Source organism: Mesorhizobium sp. B2-6-2 (assembly GCF_006440615.1).
Lineage (GTDB): Bacteria > Pseudomonadota > Alphaproteobacteria > Rhizobiales > Rhizobiaceae > Mesorhizobium.
In genome coordinates, this window is sequence record NZ_VFUG01000003.1 from 312,110 (window position 1) to 326,814 (window position 14,705).

15 protein-coding genes and 1 pseudogene are annotated in these 14,705 nt (G+C 63.1%); 7 read left to right on the forward strand and 9 right to left on the reverse strand.

Translation table 11 applies throughout. The annotated features are described in order from the left end of the window. The first annotated feature begins 76 nt into the window (after positions 1-76). The 3 genes from FJ419_RS09560 (at position 77) to FJ419_RS09570 (ending at position 4,568) form a co-directional block, all read left to right on the forward strand. Entirely contained in the window at positions 77-2,422 is a 2,346-nt protein-coding gene (locus FJ419_RS09560) for a xanthine dehydrogenase family protein molybdopterin-binding subunit (protein ID WP_140690246.1), read from the forward strand. Between the two features lie 120 nt (positions 2,423-2,542). After that, positions 2,543-3,340 carry a xanthine dehydrogenase family protein subunit M gene (locus FJ419_RS09565; RefSeq protein ID WP_140690250.1) on the forward strand — a complete coding sequence of 266 codons (798 nt, stop codon included), beginning with the start codon at positions 2,543-2,545 and terminating at the stop codon, positions 3,338-3,340. Positions 3,341-3,545: 205 nt separating this feature from the next. After that, the gene (locus FJ419_RS09570) at positions 3,546-4,568 is read left to right on the forward strand and encodes an acyltransferase (RefSeq protein ID WP_140627205.1); all 1,023 of its coding nucleotides are present in this window, start codon (positions 3,546-3,548) and stop codon (positions 4,566-4,568) included. A gap of 6 nt (positions 4,569-4,574) precedes the next feature. Here FJ419_RS09570 and FJ419_RS09575 read toward each other — a convergent pair whose 3' ends face one another. The 3 genes from FJ419_RS09575 to FJ419_RS09585 all read right to left on the reverse strand — a co-directional run bounded on the left by FJ419_RS09575 (position 4,575) and on the right by FJ419_RS09585 (position 6,403). Continuing rightward, positions 4,575-5,063: an SRPBCC family protein gene (locus tag FJ419_RS09575; RefSeq protein WP_140690253.1), complete on the reverse strand. Its 489-nt coding sequence runs from the start codon at positions 5,061-5,063 to the stop codon at positions 4,575-4,577. A gap of 75 nt (positions 5,064-5,138) precedes the next feature. Then, complete coding sequence (locus FJ419_RS09580) at positions 5,139-5,636, reverse strand: GNAT family N-acetyltransferase (RefSeq protein WP_140690258.1); 498 nt, start codon at positions 5,634-5,636, stop codon at positions 5,139-5,141. A gap of 11 nt (positions 5,637-5,647) precedes the next feature. Further along, positions 5,648-6,403, reverse strand: a complete 756-nt coding sequence (locus tag FJ419_RS09585) for a copper homeostasis protein CutC (RefSeq protein WP_246679160.1) — start codon at positions 6,401-6,403, stop codon at positions 5,648-5,650. A 189-nt stretch (positions 6,404-6,592) separates the two neighbouring features. On the opposite strand from FJ419_RS09585, the pseudogene FJ419_RS31425 reads away from it, so the two are divergent. From FJ419_RS31425 to FJ419_RS09600, 3 genes and pseudogenes are all read left to right on the forward strand, one after another. Beyond that, a pseudogene (locus FJ419_RS31425) lies at positions 6,593-6,778 on the forward strand (SRPBCC domain-containing protein); the annotation flags it as partial. A gap of 33 nt (positions 6,779-6,811) precedes the next feature. Further along, positions 6,812-7,267: an SRPBCC domain-containing protein gene (locus tag FJ419_RS09595; RefSeq protein ID WP_140691065.1), complete on the forward strand. Its 456-nt coding sequence runs from the start codon at positions 6,812-6,814 to the stop codon at positions 7,265-7,267. A gap of 86 nt (positions 7,268-7,353) precedes the next feature. After that, entirely contained in the window at positions 7,354-7,809 is a 456-nt protein-coding gene (locus FJ419_RS09600) for a carboxymuconolactone decarboxylase family protein (RefSeq protein WP_140690264.1), read from the forward strand. Positions 7,810-7,851: 42 nt separating this feature from the next. Here FJ419_RS09600 and FJ419_RS09605 read toward each other — a convergent pair whose 3' ends face one another. The 5 genes from FJ419_RS09605 to FJ419_RS09630 form a co-directional block, all read right to left on the reverse strand. Then, positions 7,852-8,283, reverse strand: coding sequence for a cupin domain-containing protein (locus FJ419_RS09605; protein ID WP_140690267.1), 432 nt, complete (start codon positions 8,281-8,283; stop codon positions 7,852-7,854). A gap of 72 nt (positions 8,284-8,355) precedes the next feature. Next, positions 8,356-9,972 (reverse strand): DHA2 family efflux MFS transporter permease subunit, encoded by a 1,617-nt coding sequence (locus FJ419_RS09610; RefSeq protein WP_140690270.1) that lies wholly within the window; start codon positions 9,970-9,972, stop codon positions 8,356-8,358. Further along, a complete protein-coding gene (locus tag FJ419_RS09615) occupies positions 9,969-11,204 on the reverse strand; it encodes an HlyD family secretion protein (protein WP_246679161.1) in 1,236 nt (411 codons plus the stop codon). Before FJ419_RS09615 ends, FJ419_RS09610 begins: the two co-directional genes overlap by 4 nt. A gap of 1,040 nt (positions 11,205-12,244) precedes the next feature. Continuing rightward, positions 12,245-13,015, reverse strand: a complete 771-nt coding sequence (locus FJ419_RS09625) for a hypothetical protein (protein WP_181170651.1) — start codon at positions 13,013-13,015, stop codon at positions 12,245-12,247. Further along, positions 13,012-13,299 (reverse strand): hypothetical protein, encoded by a 288-nt coding sequence (locus FJ419_RS09630; RefSeq protein WP_181170652.1) that lies wholly within the window; start codon positions 13,297-13,299, stop codon positions 13,012-13,014. The genes FJ419_RS09625 and FJ419_RS09630 overlap by 4 nt, the downstream gene beginning before the upstream one ends. A gap of 242 nt (positions 13,300-13,541) precedes the next feature. Between FJ419_RS09630 and FJ419_RS09635 the strand changes: the two genes are divergently transcribed. Further along, a complete protein-coding gene (locus FJ419_RS09635; RefSeq protein WP_140690277.1) occupies positions 13,542-13,820 on the forward strand; it encodes a hypothetical protein in 279 nt (92 codons plus the stop codon). Between the two features lie 208 nt (positions 13,821-14,028). On the opposite strand, the gene FJ419_RS09640 is transcribed toward FJ419_RS09635, so the two are convergent. After that, the gene (locus FJ419_RS09640) at positions 14,029-14,646 is read right to left on the reverse strand and encodes a class I SAM-dependent methyltransferase (protein ID WP_140690281.1); all 618 of its coding nucleotides are present in this window, start codon (positions 14,644-14,646) and stop codon (positions 14,029-14,031) included. Positions 14,647-14,705: the final 59 nt, after the last annotated feature.

Here is a 14,705-nt window from a genome sequence, read left to right on the forward strand (position 1 = left end):
GCCGCCGGCTCTTCTCCTTTTCGCCATTCACCATTTCACAATTCACCATTCACTGAATTCCGGAGGAATTTCCGCAATGGGTATCGAAGGCGTCGGCGCCCGCGTGGCGCGCAAGGAAGACAAGAGGTTCATCACCGGCGGCGGCCGCTATGTCGACGACATGGTGGTTCCCGGCATGAAGCATGCGGTATTCGTGCGCAGCCCGCACGCGCATGCGCAGATCAAGAAAATCGACGTGAAGAAGGCGCAGGCCATGCCGGGCGTCGTCGGCGTCCTGACGGGCAAGGAGCTCAAGGCAGACGGCATCGGCAATCTGATCTGCGGCTGGATGATCCATTCCAAGGACGGAACGCCGATGAAGATGGGCGCGTGGTCGCCACTCGCCGTCGACAAGGCGCGCTATGTCGGCGACGCCGTGGTCGTCGTCGTCGCCGAGACCAAGGGCCAGGCGCGCGACGCGGCCGAAGCGGTCGAGATCACCTATAAGGAACTGAAGGCCGTGGTCGATGCCACGAAGGCGATCCAACCCGGCGCGCCGCAGATCCATGCCGAGGCCGAGAACAATCTGATCTTCGACTGGGAACTCGGCGACGCCAAGGCGACCGACGCGGCGATCAAGTCGGCGGCCCATGTCACGCGCATGAAGATCGTCAACAACCGGCTGGTGCCGAATGCGATGGAGCCGCGCGCGGCGCTCGGGCATTACGACAAGGCGGAAGACCACTATACCTGCTGGACGACGTCGCAAAATCCGCATGTCGCGCGACTGGTGATGAGCGCCTTCTACAACGTCGCGCCGGAAAACAAGCTGCGGGTGATCGCGCCGGATGTCGGCGGCGGCTTCGGCTCCAAGATCTACATCTATCCGGAAGAGATCGTCTGCCTGTGGGCATCGAAGAAGACCGGTGTCCCTGTCAAATGGGTGGCCGACCGCACCGAGAGCTTCCTGTCGGACGCGCATGGCCGCGACCATGTCTCGACGGTCGAGATGGCCTTCGACAAGGACAACCGCATCACCGGCCTCAAGGTCGATACGATAGCCAATCTCGGCGCCTACATGTCGCTGTTCTCGTCCTGCGTGCCGACCTATCTCTACGCGACGCTGCTGTCGGGCCAGTACAACATCCCGGCGATCCACGCCAATGTGCGCGCCGTCTATACCAACACTGCGCCCGTCGATGCCTATCGCGGGGCTGGGCGGCCGGAGGCCACCTATGTGCTCGAGCGCACGATGGAGACCGCGGCGCGCGAGCTTGGCGTGTCGCCGTCGGAACTCCGACGCCGCAATTTCATCACGTCCTTCCCGCACCAGACGCCGGTGATCATGAACTATGACGCTGGCGATTATAGCGCTTCGCTCGATGCGGCGATGAAAGCCGCCGACTATGCCGGCTTCACCAAGCGCCGCGCCGACGCCGCCAAGCAGGGCAAGCTGCGCGGCATTGGCATGAGCTGCTATATCGAGGCCTGCGGCCTGGCGCCGTCATCGGCGGTCGGCTCGCTCGGCGCCGGCGTCGGCCTCTGGGAATCGGCGGAGGTGCGCGTCAATGCCGCCGGCACGATCGAGGTGCTCACCGGCTCGCACAGCCATGGCCAGGGCCATGAGACGACATTCGCGCAACTGGTCACCCAGCGCTTCGGCGTGCCGATCGATTCCGTCTCGATCGTGCATGGCGACACCGACAAGGTGCAGATGGGCATGGGCACCTACGGCTCGCGTTCCGGCGCCGTCGGCATGTCGGCCATCGTCAAGGCGCTCGACAAGGTCGAGGCCAAGGCCAAGAAGATCGCCGCGCATCTGCTGGAGGCGGACGAGGGCGACATCGTCATCGAGAATGGCGAGGTCAAGGTCGCGGGCACCGACAAGAGCCTGCCCTGGTTCCAGGTGGCGCTTGCCTCCTACACCGCCCACAATTTGCCGGCGGGCATGGAGCCCGGGCTGAAGGAGACGGCCTTCTACGATCCGTCCAACTTCACCTTCCCGGCCGGCTGCTACATCTGCGAGGTCGAGATCGATCCGGAAACCGGTATGACGGAGATCATCCAGTTCGTCGCGGCGGACGATTTCGGCAACATCATCAATCCGATGATCGTCGAAGGGCAGGTGCATGGCGGCATCGCCCAGGGCGTCGGCCAGGCGTTGCTGGAAGGCGCGCATTACGACGCCAGCGGCCAGCTCCTGACGGCAAGCTACATGGACTACACCATGCCGCGCGCGGCCGACCTGCCGTCCTTCAAGGTCTCGACCTCGAACACGCCATGCCCGGGCAATCCGCTCGGCGTCAAAGGCTGCGGCGAGGCCGGCGCCATCGGTTCGCCGCCGGCGGTCATCAACGCCATCACAGATGCGCTCGGCGTCGTCGACATCGCCATGCCGGCGTCGCCCGCCACGGTGTGGTCGGCCGTTCGGGCGAAGCATTGAAAAGCGAATAGCGAATAGGGAGTAGCGAATAGGGGAGAGGAGAGCGATGCGGCGGATAGATAGTCCTACTCGCTATTCGCTACTCCCTATTCGCTTTTTCCCCGAAGGGAGAAAAGAGACATGTATTCCGTCAACTACCATCGCGCTTCCTCCGTCGCTGACGCCGCAAGGCTGCTGAAGAACGGCGACGCCAAGCTGCTCTCCGGCGGCATGACGCTGATCCCGGCGATGAAGACGCGGCTCGCGGCACCGTCGGACCTCGTCGATGTCTCGCGGCTGAAGGACCTGCAGGGCATCAGGGTGTCCGGCAAGACCGTGACCATAGGTGCCGCGACGACGCATTACGACGTCTCCACCGACGAGAAGCTGAAGAAGGCCTGCCCGGCGCTTGCACATATGGCATCGCTGATCGGCGACCCGGCGGTGCGCTACAAGGGCACGATCGGCGGCTCGATCGCCAACAACGATCCGGCGGCCGACTATCCGGCGGCATTGCTGGCGCTGGGCGCGACGATCGTCACCAACAAGCGCGAGATCGCGGCGGACAAATTCTTCAAGGGCCTGTTCGAGACAGCGCTGAAGGACAGCGAGATCGTCACGGCGGTGAGCTTTACCGCTCCGGCCAAGGCGGCCTACCAGAAATTCCGCAACCCGGCTTCGCGCTACGCCATCGTCGGCGTGTTCGTGACCAAGGGCAAGGACGGGGTGAGGGCGGCAGTGACAGGCGCCGGCGAGGACGGCGTCTTCCGCTCCAAGGAAATCGAGGCAGCGCTGGCGAAGAATTTCGACGTCGCGGCACTCGGCGGCCTCAAAGTGCCGGCGAAGGGGCTGATGAGCGATATCCATGCCTCCGCCGATTACCGCGCCAATTTGATCGCGGTGATGGCCAAGCGCGCCGTGGCCGCTGCCAACGCCTGAACGGCGACACCATGCATGAAAGAAGGGGCCTCGCGGCCCCTTTTTCTTTCGCTGCGGCAATGGTTTAGACGCAAACGGCTGTTGAATTGCGGCTTCGCACTTGCACAAAGTTATCCCGCACTGCAAAATAAATCCGGCGGGAATACCAGATGGTCGGGGTGCGGGCAATGTTTCGCATGCGGACCTCGAGTCGCGAAGGCACGGTATGACCGACATCTCCGCAGCGTCCGTTGTCCTGCCGAGGGCCGCGACCGACAGGGAAGCCAGGGCAAGACTGGCCTATCTCGACGGTTGGCGAGGCCTGTCGATCGCCATGGTGCTGGTCGGCCATTTCTTTCCCGTCCCAGGGCTCAATCTCGGCGTGCTCGGCGTCGAGTTCTTCTTCGTGCTGAGCGGCCGGCTGATGGGCGAAATCCTGTTCATCGAGCGCTTTCCGCTGAAGAAATTCTTCAAGCGCCGCTTCTCGCGCATCTATCCAGCGCTGCTAATGTTCGTGATTGCCGCCATGATCGGCCTGACCGGAACCTTCATCGCCTTCAAGTGGAAAGCGGCGCTGACGGCGCTGACCTTCACCTACAATTACGCCGGCGTCCTGATCACCCGCGCCGGCGCGCTCGACCACATCTGGTCGCTCTGCGTCGAGGAGCATTCCTATATCCTGCTGGCGCTGATCAGCGTGGTGGTTACCGGTCGGGCGAATGTCGTGCGGCTGCTGGTGGTGCTGGCGCTGCTGGCAATGGCCAACGGCGCCATTTCGTACGGCGTTCTCGGCATGGGCTACGAGACCAGTTACTGGCGGAGCGACGTGCATATCGCCTCGATCCTGCTGTCCGCGGCGATCTGCCTGCTCAAGGCCGATGGGCGCCTGCCGGCTTTCCTGCAAAACCAGCATGTGGCGCTTGCGGCGGCGGTTGGCGGCGTGTTGCTGTTTCTCGATCCGGTGCCGACCACGATCCATTATCTTGTCGGCGTGCCGCTGCTGGCGCTCGCCGTCAACACGCTCGACTTCGCGGGCGGCTATCTGACGGGGCCGTTGTCGTCGCGGCCGATGGTGATGCTCGGCCTGTGGTCCTATTCGCTTTATCTCTGGCAGCAGCCTTTCTACAAATTCGTCGATGAGCACGGTCGCGCGCCGATCCCGATGCTGGCGGCTGTGTTCGCCTGCGCGCTCTGCAGCTATTACATCGTTGAAAAGCCCGCGCGCGGCTGGCTCAACCGCAATTGGTGAGCGCTCTCAGGCTGGCGTGGCCGCCTTCTGCGCGGCGAGATAGCGGCGAAGCCCGGCTTCGCCGCGCGGCGTGGTCCAACGATGGTTCCAGGCGAAGGCTGGCCTCAGAATCGGCGCCAGCAGCTTGAGGATCGGCCTCTCGACCGTGACCTGCCAGATAAGGTCGACATGCGTGCCTCGTCCGGACGGCGACAGCTCTGCCCGCCAGAGCCCGTCGAAGTCGCCGAAGGTCTTGACGACCACCAGCCGGCCGGGCTCGAGCTCGGCCGCCTCGATGATGAAGTTCAGCTCATAGGGCAGGGCGCCGCGCGCTCTCGCCCTGGCGCGCGCACCGACGACGCCCTTGCCCTTCTTGTCGAGCGGCTCGACCTCCTTGTAGGCATCGCCCCACCAGAGCGGCAGAAGCTGCGCGTCCGAGAGCACGTCCCACACTTCCTGCGGCGTGCCTTCCGGGATGTCCCAGCTCTCGTCGAAGCGGAAGACATTGCTTGCCATGACGTCGCCCCCAACCAGCGGAACGGCCATGTTAGCTGCGGCTTGTTTTCCTTGCCAGCGGCTTCGGAGGCATCTTCAGGCGACGATGGGCTTCGCCCAATAGCGCACCGACTTCCTGCCGCCGTGGATCACCGCATCGCCGACCTCGGCGAAGCCGAGCGCTGCGTGGAAGGCGTCGGAGGCCGGATTGGGCGGATCGGCGTTGACCTCGCAGGTGACGATCGCGTGGCCGGCGCGCCGGGCCTGCTCGAACAGATCCTCGTAAAGCCGTCGGGCGTGACCACGGCCGCGCGTCCCGGCCGCGACCACCACACGGTCGACATAGACAAAGCGCAAATAGCGCTCGCGGAACCAGAGGAAGTTCGGGCTGTCGTAGCTTGCGTCCTGGTCGAAGCACATGATGAAGGCTTCGAGCGCGCCGATGCGGCGGGTGTAGAAGGCTTGCCCGAGCAGGAATGAAAGCCTTTCCGGCTCGAGCCAGGACAGCTCTGCCGCATGTTCGTTGTTGAGCGCGAGGATGGCGGGCTCGTCGGCGGGCGAGACGCGCTCGATCGAAAGCACTTGCTTGGTCATCGTCCTTGCCATCAGGCCTTCGCGGCCGCGATCGTCGCCGCCACCTTGGCTTGATCGGTCACTGTGTTGCGGTATTCGCGGTCGAGGTCGGTGCCGCCCATGCCGACATTCGGGTTGCGGTAGCGCATGGCGCTCGGCACGTCCGCAAGTGCTGCAAAATGCATCTCGGTCAGTCCAGTACGCCTGCGTACCTCGCCGATCGTGTCGGGGGCAAGTGCGCCACAGCCGAGTATGATGATGCGCGAGCCGGCCTGGCGAACGAGCTCCGCCAGAAGCTCGACGCCTTCGACCGCCGTGTCGCGCTGGCCACTGGTCAGCACGCGGCCGACCTTGCAGCGGATCAGGGCTTCGAGCGCCTCGGCCGGATCGCGCGTCATGTCGAAAGCGCGGTGGCAGGTGACATTGAGCGGGCCGGCGGCCTCGACCAATGCGCGCATGCGCGCCTCGTCGATGGCGCCGTCGGCGGTCAGGCAGCCGACGACGACGCCGGCGACGCCGAGCTCGCGAAGAGCTTCGACATCGGTGAGCATCGAGCGGTATTCGGTCTCGCTGTAAAGGAAATCGCCGCCGCGCGGTCGCACGATGACATGGAAGGGGATGGTCGCGCTTTCGAGCGCGGCGCGCACCGTGCCCAGGCTCGGCGTGATGCCGCCTTCGATCAGGCTGGCGCAAAGCTCGACTCGGTCGGCGCCGGCGGCCTGCGCGGCGAGCAGCCCGTCAATGCCTTCGACGCAGATTTCGATCAGGGGGAGTCGGGCGTCGGTCACCAATGTCCATCCATGTTTCAACAGATGGCCAGCCCTAGCATCGCGGCGATTGCTGCGAAAGCCGCAACGATCGATCCAGGGGCCGGCGGTGATTATCGAGGCTTGGTGCAGAATGCCGTTGACATTCATAACTGTCAGGTTATAGATAACCCATAGCTGCTGAGTTATTGATGTAATGGGAAGCACGACGTGCCACCTGGAGATGGTGAAGAAGATCGCACTAAAACCGGCCTGCGGACTGTCGTCACCTGGACACTGACGCCGACCGAAACCGGCACCCATCTGCGCGTGGAACAATCGGGCTTCAGACCGCGGGATGCGCAGAGCTATCGACGCGCCAGCCGTCACTGGAAGCGCTGTCTCGCGGCTTTGCAGAAATTGCTGGAACAATTGGACAAGGAGGATGTCATGGACGATATCGCCAAAGACCCGACGAAGAATGAAACCAAATCGATCGTTGTCGAGCGGCTCATTCCACACGGCGCCGACAAGGTTTGGCGTGCGCTGACATTTCCGCATCTCGTTGCCGAATGGCTGATGGAAAACGACTTCGCGCCGGTCGAAGGCCATCGCTTCACCTTCCGCGCAAAGCCCGTGCCCGGCTGGTCAGGTGTGACGAACTGCGTGGTGCTAAGGGTCGAACCGCCAAGGCTGCTCGCCTACAGCTGGGGCGACGGAAGCGAGTCCGAAAGTGGTCTGAAGACGGTGGTGACATGGTCGTTGACGCCAGAAGGCGATGCCACCCGGGTGCGGATGGAGCAATCCGGCTTCAGGCCGCAGGACGAGCCTGGCTACAAAGGCATGGGAAGCGGTTGGCCGCGCATCCTGGAGCGGCTTGAGCAGGTTGCCGCCGGGCAGAGCTGATCCCGACATTTGCGCCGACATGAGGTGCAAGTCCCCTGATGCGTCTGCATCCAGGGCTCGCAAAAAACGTCCGAAGGAGACCAATGATGGAAGCAAGATTGAAGAACCCGGTGATGCTCATTCCGGGCGCGCTGCAGGCGCTGCTGGCGCTCGACAAGTCGACCGAAGCCGGCGGCTTGCCTTATGTGACGCGCAAGCTCGTTCATCTGCGTGCCAGCCAGATCAACGCCTGTGCGGTCTGCGTCGACATGCATGCGCGTGAATTGAAGAAGGCCGGCGAGAAGGACGAGCGAATCTTCGCCGTGTCGGCATGGCGGGAGACGCCTTATTTCAATGACGCAGAGCGCGCGGCACTTGCGCTTGCCGAAGCCGCGACACGCATGGCCGACCGCTCCGACGCGGTGCCAGACGACGTCTGGGACGAAGCGGCGCGCCATTATGACGACAAGGCGCTCGCCGCCCTGGTGATCCAGATCGCGCTGATCAATGCGTTCAACCGCCTGAACGCCACCACGCGGCAACCCGTGGGCGCCTGGGGGTAAGGTGGGAGGAGGGCGCCCGCTCCGAAGCGGGCCTCTCGCCGGCTACTGTTTCAGGATCGTGTTCTTGGCGCCTTGCTCGACCTGATCGATCACCAGCAGCTTCACTGGATCGGTGCCGATATTGGTGGCCTGGTGCCATTGGCCGATCATCTCGACGATGAAGTCGCCGGTCTTGTAGGTGTTGGCGGCGCCGGTCTCGACATTGGCGACCCTGAGCGTGCCTTGCTCGACATAGGCATAGCGCGGGAAGGGGTGCTTGTGCACCGGCAGGGTAGCGCCGGGGGCTATCTGGTATGACGAGACTTGAACCTCGACATTCTTTTGCGGCAGCGTGATCGGCTGGCCCGATGCGGTCGTCGTCTTCGCCGCCAGCGACGTCACCACGACCGGCGTGTTGCCGCTGTCCAAGGCGTTGGCCGCGGTCGCGTAGACGGCGGCTATCGCCAACAGTGCCGGTATTGTGATGTTGCGCATAGTCCCCTCCAAATTGCCGCACCATCGCCCGACCGACATTGACCCACAAGCATTCTTTTGCAAACGGCTCTGTCACACGGCGGGACTGTCCTGCCGTTTGGCTGTCCCGGACTTCGGCGGCCGCAACAGCAGGGCGAGCGGCACAAGCAGCGCCGTCGCTACCGCGCAATAGAAGAAGACATCGACATAGGCGAGCAGCGAAGCCTGGCGGCCGATCTCCTGGCCGATCCAACCCACGGCCTGTTGCCTGGCCTCGGCCAGCGGCGAGCCTTCGGCGACGAAATGGTCCGTCACCTGGCGAAGCGTCTGCTGATAGGTGTCGCTCGACTGCGCCGTGTGGCTGACCAGCACCGACTGATGGAGCTGGGCGTTCTGGGCAATCACCGTGTTGGACAGCGACACGCCGATGCTGCCGCCGAGGTTGCGCGCGACATTGATCAGCGAGGACGCCTGATCGGTCTTCTGCGGCGGCAGGCCGACATAGGCGGCTGTCGAGATCGGGATGAACAGGAACGGCAGGCCGATCATCATGTAGACGCGCGCATAGGCGAAGAAGCCGAAGCTGGCATCGGGCGTCAGCGAGGTCGTGTGCCAGAGCGCGACCGCGACCACCGACATGCCCAGCATGATGAGATAGCGCGGCTGAACGATACCGGCGGCAAAGCCCGAAATCGGCATCAGCATCAGCATGGCGATGCCGCCCGGCATCATCGACAGGCCGGAAAGGGTGGCGGTGTAGTCGAAGGTCGTCTGCTGCAGCTGCGGCAAGAGCTGCGTGGTGCTGAAGAGCACCGCGCCGACCGCCATCATGACCAGGAACGACATGCCGAACTGACGGCTGAAAAGCAGGCGGATGTCGACGATCGGGTCGCGCCTCGTCCACTCCCAAGGAAGAAGCAGCAGGAACGACACAGCCGAGATCACGGCGAAGGTGGTGATGAAGGCCGAGGCGAACCAGTCGTTGCGCTGGCCCTCGTCGAGAAAGACTTCGAGGCAACCGAGCGCCATCGCCACCAGGATGAAGCCGATCCAGTCGACCTTCAGCCCCTTGCTCAGCCGCTCGCGGCGCTCGCGCTCGAGAATGTCGGGCTCGATGACCAGCCATTGCACGAGCGCCAGCGACATGATGCCGAACGGCACATTGATGAAGAAGATCCAGTGCCACGAGAAATTGTCCGTCAGCCAGCCGCCGATGGTCGGGCCGACCGTTGGCGCAACGATGACCGCAATGCCATAGAGGGCAAAAGCCTGGGAGCGCTTCTCCGGCGGAAAAGTGTCGGCGAGGATCGATTGCTCGCTCGGCGCCATGCCGCCGCCGCCGAGCCCCTGCAGGATGCGGAAGGCAATCAGCGTCGGCAGATTGGGGGCCAGCCCGCACAGCAGCGATGCGAGCGTGAACGTGGCCACGCAGATCATGTAATAGCGCTTACGGCCGATGACGCTGGCGAGCCAGCCGCTGACCGGGATGATGACGGAGTTGGCGACGAGATAGGTGGTGATCACCCATGTGCTTTCGTCCATGCCGGCGGCCAGGCTGCCGGCGATATTGCGCAGCGCGACATTGGCGATCGAGGTGTCGAGCACCAGCATGAAGGTGGCGATCGAGACGACGATCGCAATAAGCCAGGGATTACGCCCGCCGGCCGCCGACCGGCTTTGGTCGCCCTGGACTGCTGCGGCATCGCTCATCTGACCTTGACCGTCGGCACGACAGACATGCCGGGACCGAGATAGACGCCCGGCGGCTGGTCGAAGACGATCTTGACCGGCACGCGCTGCACCACCTTGACGAAATTGCCGGTGGCGTTTTCGGCCGGGAGCAGGCTGAACGCCGTGCCGCTGCCGGCCTGGACGCTGTCGACATGGCCATGGAAGGTTTTTTCCGGATAGGCGTCGATGGCGATGTCGACGGGCTGGCCCGGCCGCATTAGGTCGAGCTGCGTCTCCTTGAAGTTCGCTTTCACCCAGACGTCCTTGGGCACGAACATCATCAGCACCTGGCCGGGCTGCGCATAGGTGCCCTTCGCCGCCGTGATGTTGGTGGCATGGCCTGCCACGGGCGCCGTGATCATCGTGCGGGCGAGAGTGGTCCTGGCCTGATCCTCGGTGGCCTCGGCCTGCCGAAGCTTGGCCTCGGCGCTCTTGCCCTGTGCCTGCAGAACCGCAACCTGGCTTTTCGCCGCCTCGGCATTGGCGTTGGCGGCATCGAGCGCTGCCTGGTCCTGGCGCAAGGTCGAAGCGGCCTGCTGTGCCTGTTGTTGCGTCGCCGTGCCCTTGGCGAGCAGCTCGCGGTTGCGCTGGTCCTCGGATTTGGCGAATTCGAACGCGGCCTGCGCCTGGGCCACCTGCTTTCCGGCGACATCGATCTTGGCGTTCTGCGCCTGGGTCTGGGCCTGGACGTTGGCGATCTCGGCCTGCGCCGCCGCCACGCCGGCTTCAGCCTGTTTGAGCGAGGCCTGGTAGTCGCTGTCGTCGATGCGCAGAAGCACGGCGCCGGCCTCGACCGGCTGGTTGTCGGTGACGGCAACGTCGGTGATGCGCCCGGCAATTTCCGCGCCGACCGTCACCGTTCGGGCGTCGATGAAGGCATCGTCGGTCCATTCATAGTGCCGTGCGTTGATCCACCAGATGACTGCGGCCGCGATGACCAACAGGATCAGGATGGCGACGATCGCCGCTATATAGGGATGGCGTCTGATGAGGCCGGGTTTGTTGCCGTCGGACGAACCGTCATTCGCCTGCGCGTCTTGCGCTTGCGTGTCGTCGTCGCGCCCATCTTCGACGCACTTGTCTTCGACGGGCGTGTCTTCGACGCGCTTGTCGTCGCCCGGCGGGCGTTGCTGCCGATCGGACCGGGGCTGAGCCCGCGGTTCCTCCGTGGGAGCGGTTTCGCGCTCTTTTCTGTCAGTTTTTGCGTCCAAGGCAACGGATCCCAGATATCGTCGACCCCTCTCGCAGCAGGGTCAACGGGTGGTTTCCGCAAAGGTTCCTGTCGCCGGATGCCGTAATTCCCCTCAGTCCCGCCGAAGGCATTGGCCCTCCAAATGGATGATGGCATCGTCGCTGCGAGAGTAATAGGATCGTCGCTGCGACCGAAACCTCAGGGAGGGGCTGCTCATGCAGTCTCCGATGGAAAAGGACAAAAGCTCAACTCGGCCATTGCCGGGAGAAGCGGAACGTCGGGCGAGGCTGCAAAAAATGCAGGGGCTGCGAAGCCTGCGATCTTACGGCTCCTGCCTTCGGCTTGATCCAAGCGCCCAGTTTCACGATCTGATCGATTGTACCGCGCTGCTGGAACCGTTGAATGAAGGCGACGACGGGCATCGACGGCGAACCGCCGCGCTCCCAAGCCACATGGTTTGCTAGTCTCGCGCCGGCGCTGTCGGCCCTGGCAAGCAGCGGCGAACGCTTACAAGTCGGACGGCTGCATCCCTCAACAGGAGATTCGGGGCCATTCTGTTCGACCGCGGGGATAAGCTCAATCTAAATCATCGCGCGATCTGCCCGGTCCCAAGCCGCGCAAGGACAAGCAACGCGAAATCCGAAATGCTGCCGCCCGACAAAACCAACGACTGGGATCGGAACAAGGGTCCATGGTGACGGGGACAGCGTTGGGATCGAACACGACGAGGCCTAGCCGGCGACGACAGCGGGCCGGCACCTCGGAGAAGCAGCCCGGCAAGGCTGGCGGGGTAGAACCAGTCAGGCCGGGCCTGACCAGCAAGGCTCGCAACGCCCCGGCTGAGATCGAGCCTATCAGCCCGACCCAAGATTCTTGCCATACAAATGGAGGATGCCTAGCCGGCCAGTGGGAACCAAGACCCGCCTTGCCAATAAGTCCCGACGGCTGTTCCTGGACCTACGGTGACGGAACTGCCCATGCGCGGTAGAGGCAGCGGTGATGTTTGGCGGCTGCAGCCATCTTGCCGACGGTGACTGGAATTCCGTTGCAGGCCGCCAATCAATCCAACGGAATTGGCTGATAGGCTGCCGGGTGCAAGCCGCGTTTGTACCTCGCCAAGATTTCCTCTTCGATTTCGTCGATCGCCAGCGTTAGTGCGCGTTGATTGTTAGCGTCGACGTCAATGATCCACCGGCCGCGCGCCGTCAGCAAGCCGCATACGCGCGCCACGACAGTGGCCGACTGAAGCCTTTTGTCCAATCCGGTTTCGAACAAACGCTCGGCAAAGGTGTGGCTCTTCTGTCTCCGGTCAAGCCGCTCGATGAGAAGTTGCTCGCAGGCGTCGATTCTAACCACCACGTCCGACTCGGGGATGAAATCCAGCGCGTGAGCAAGGCACGTCTCATCTGCTGTTTCACTGAAGCAGGCGAGCATCGAAACCGCCTGAACGAAGGCTTCGTCGAAAATAAGAATTTCCTCGCTGGTGGCAGATTGGCGCCATGCGCGGGCAAGGCGGAGAACGTATTGACTTAGCCTGATGCGCCAGATCAAGTTTGTGGGAGGCAGTGTGTGCACCAGGTTCGCGCGAATTCTGAAGTCGACGGCATTTGCGGATGGGCGACAGGCCATGCCAATCGAGCGTGCAGCCGCGCGAGCGACTCGACCCATCGCAGTGACAATGCCGCCGGGGTCCAGCATGGATCGGTGAGCAGCCCGCCGGTCAGTGAGAACAATCCTTGCAGGGTGTCCGTGAGCCCGCAACTGGTCATAGAGCGCATGCGCGCATGTCGTTTTACCTGACCCAGCCGGACCTGCGAATTCAACAATCATGCGTTAGGAACCTTGCGGCTGGCCTGGCTGCATGTCGTATCGGGGACCATCTTCGGCGACCGCAGCTCCTGAGCCATTTTCGCCGCCTGGAAGGTTGTCATAAGAACGTAGGTCGTTTCACCTTCGGTCGAGTTTATGGCCAAGACCACGCGGCCAATCTCGTCACTCATGGCGCAAGACCAGTCTTTGACAGCAATCGCTCGTTTCCCGGCCATTTGCCCTTGCCTTTCCTTCGCGAGGTTATTTGGCCTCGCGAGGACCAGCAATTTGGACTGAATGCCCATTCCGTTGGGCCTAACGTCGTTGCCTGCAATTAGTGAGCAATCGAGATGCCGGGCTTCAGATTGGTGGAACTACGATGGCTAATGATCAGAGCCAGCGCTCCTGGAGCAGCGTGAGGCTGCACGGTCACCGTAATCCGGGCGTAACCGCCTTGCTTGTTTGCGACGCGTGGGAACGTCTCGAATGACTACGCGTTCTTCCGTCACGGTCGCATTTCATTGGGACCTAACCGGAGGATATTCAAATGAAAATCAAGATACTCTGCATGAGCGCAGTTGCGCTCGCAATGATGGGTAGTGCCGCGATGGCCGGAAATACGTCCGCGCTCGATGACCCGGCCAAGATGTCGCCGTTCTTCACCGACGCTGGCATGAAAACGTTGAGAACCGAGGCGGATTTCAAGACTGCCTGGATGGCCATGAAGCCGGATGAGCGTACAGCGGTTTTGAAAGACTGCGGCGACACGACACTTAACAAGTCGCACGCGGACTTCTGCGCGATGGCCAAGAAGATGGGGGGCTGAAGCCTCTCCTCTATGAGCCCATCACACCGTTATCCCGCCATGGAATAATCCCCATGCGCTCGGGTGACGGGTTGAGGCGGTCGATTCCGCACGGATGCGGCCGCCTGTTCAAAGCCCGCTGCTTTTCCATTGGGGCGGCGGGTTTCTGGCGGGGGTCTATCCTAACTTCCCGTGAACAGAATATCCGGACTGCGCCCCGGCTTACCGATCAGCCATCGTTCGATGCGCGGCCCTCATACATGAACACCATTGGCCTCGGCCCTTTTGCATAGCCTGTCTCGAGTGCTGAGCATCTGAACCCGGCATCTTCGATGAGCTTCCCGATCGGCCGATTGAGATGGCAGCCGCCAGCGCAGCACTTCCAGAGCGGCGTGAGTCTGTCCTGCCAGCGGCGGACGGATTTGTCCGGTGAAAGACCATGCTCGACGAAAAGCAGCTGTCCGCCGGGTTTGAGCGCTCGCCGCATCTCGCAGAGAGCCCGGCCGACGCGTGGGATCGAGCACAAGGTCCACGTGGTCACGACCGTGTCGACCGAGCCGGTCTCCAATGGAATTGCCTCGGCGGAATGCTCCGTGACGGTGACCGGGAATGCGACGCTGCTTGCTGCGCGCCGCGCCATCGCTGCGAGGCGGGCCGAAGGATCGATTCCGATGACCTTGGTCACGCCCTCGGGGTAATGCGGCAGGTTGAGGCCGGAACCTATGCCGACCTCCAGCACGCGGCCCTCCGCAGGCGCCAATACGCGCCGGCGGTAGGGGAGAAGTTCGGGATTGCGCATCGACCCGTGGACCAGGCGAGGCAGGATCATCTCACTATAAATGCCCATGAAAATGCTCCCGCTAACCCTTCGCCGCAGGCGCCGGTAGCTGCGGTGTAACCTGCGGT

What these genes read in the sequence shown, in the direction of transcription:
- FJ419_RS09565 (WP_140690250.1), top strand. Translation starts at nt 2,543, where the DNA reads ATGTATTCCGTCAACTACCATCGCGCTTCCTCCGTCGCTGACGCCGCA.
- FJ419_RS09560 (WP_140690246.1), top strand. Translation starts at nt 77, where the DNA reads ATGGGTATCGAAGGCGTCGGCGCCCGCGTGGCGCGCAAGGAAGACAAG.
- FJ419_RS09635 (WP_140690277.1), top strand. Translation starts at nt 13,542, where the DNA reads ATGAAAATCAAGATACTCTGCATGAGCGCAGTTGCGCTCGCAATGATG.
- FJ419_RS09610 (WP_140690270.1), bottom strand. Translation starts at nt 9,972, where the DNA reads ATGAGCGATGCCGCAGCAGTCCAGGGCGACCAAAGCCGGTCGGCGGCC.
- FJ419_RS09625 (WP_181170651.1), bottom strand. Translation starts at nt 13,015, where the DNA reads ATGATTGTTGAATTCGCAGGTCCGGCTGGGTCAGGTAAAACGACATGC.
- FJ419_RS09600 (WP_140690264.1), top strand. Translation starts at nt 7,354, where the DNA reads ATGGAAGCAAGATTGAAGAACCCGGTGATGCTCATTCCGGGCGCGCTG.
- FJ419_RS09570 (WP_140627205.1), top strand. Translation starts at nt 3,546, where the DNA reads ATGACCGACATCTCCGCAGCGTCCGTTGTCCTGCCGAGGGCCGCGACC.
- FJ419_RS09630 (WP_181170652.1), bottom strand. Translation starts at nt 13,299, where the DNA reads ATGGGCATTCAGTCCAAATTGCTGGTCCTCGCGAGGCCAAATAACCTC.
- FJ419_RS09580 (WP_140690258.1), bottom strand. Translation starts at nt 5,636, where the DNA reads ATGACCAAGCAAGTGCTTTCGATCGAGCGCGTCTCGCCCGCCGACGAG.
- FJ419_RS09640 (WP_140690281.1), bottom strand. Translation starts at nt 14,646, where the DNA reads ATGGGCATTTATAGTGAGATGATCCTGCCTCGCCTGGTCCACGGGTCG.
- FJ419_RS09605 (WP_140690267.1), bottom strand. Translation starts at nt 8,283, where the DNA reads ATGCGCAACATCACAATACCGGCACTGTTGGCGATAGCCGCCGTCTAC.
- FJ419_RS09595 (WP_140691065.1), top strand. Translation starts at nt 6,812, where the DNA reads ATGGACGATATCGCCAAAGACCCGACGAAGAATGAAACCAAATCGATC.
- FJ419_RS09575 (WP_140690253.1), bottom strand. Translation starts at nt 5,063, where the DNA reads ATGGCAAGCAATGTCTTCCGCTTCGACGAGAGCTGGGACATCCCGGAA.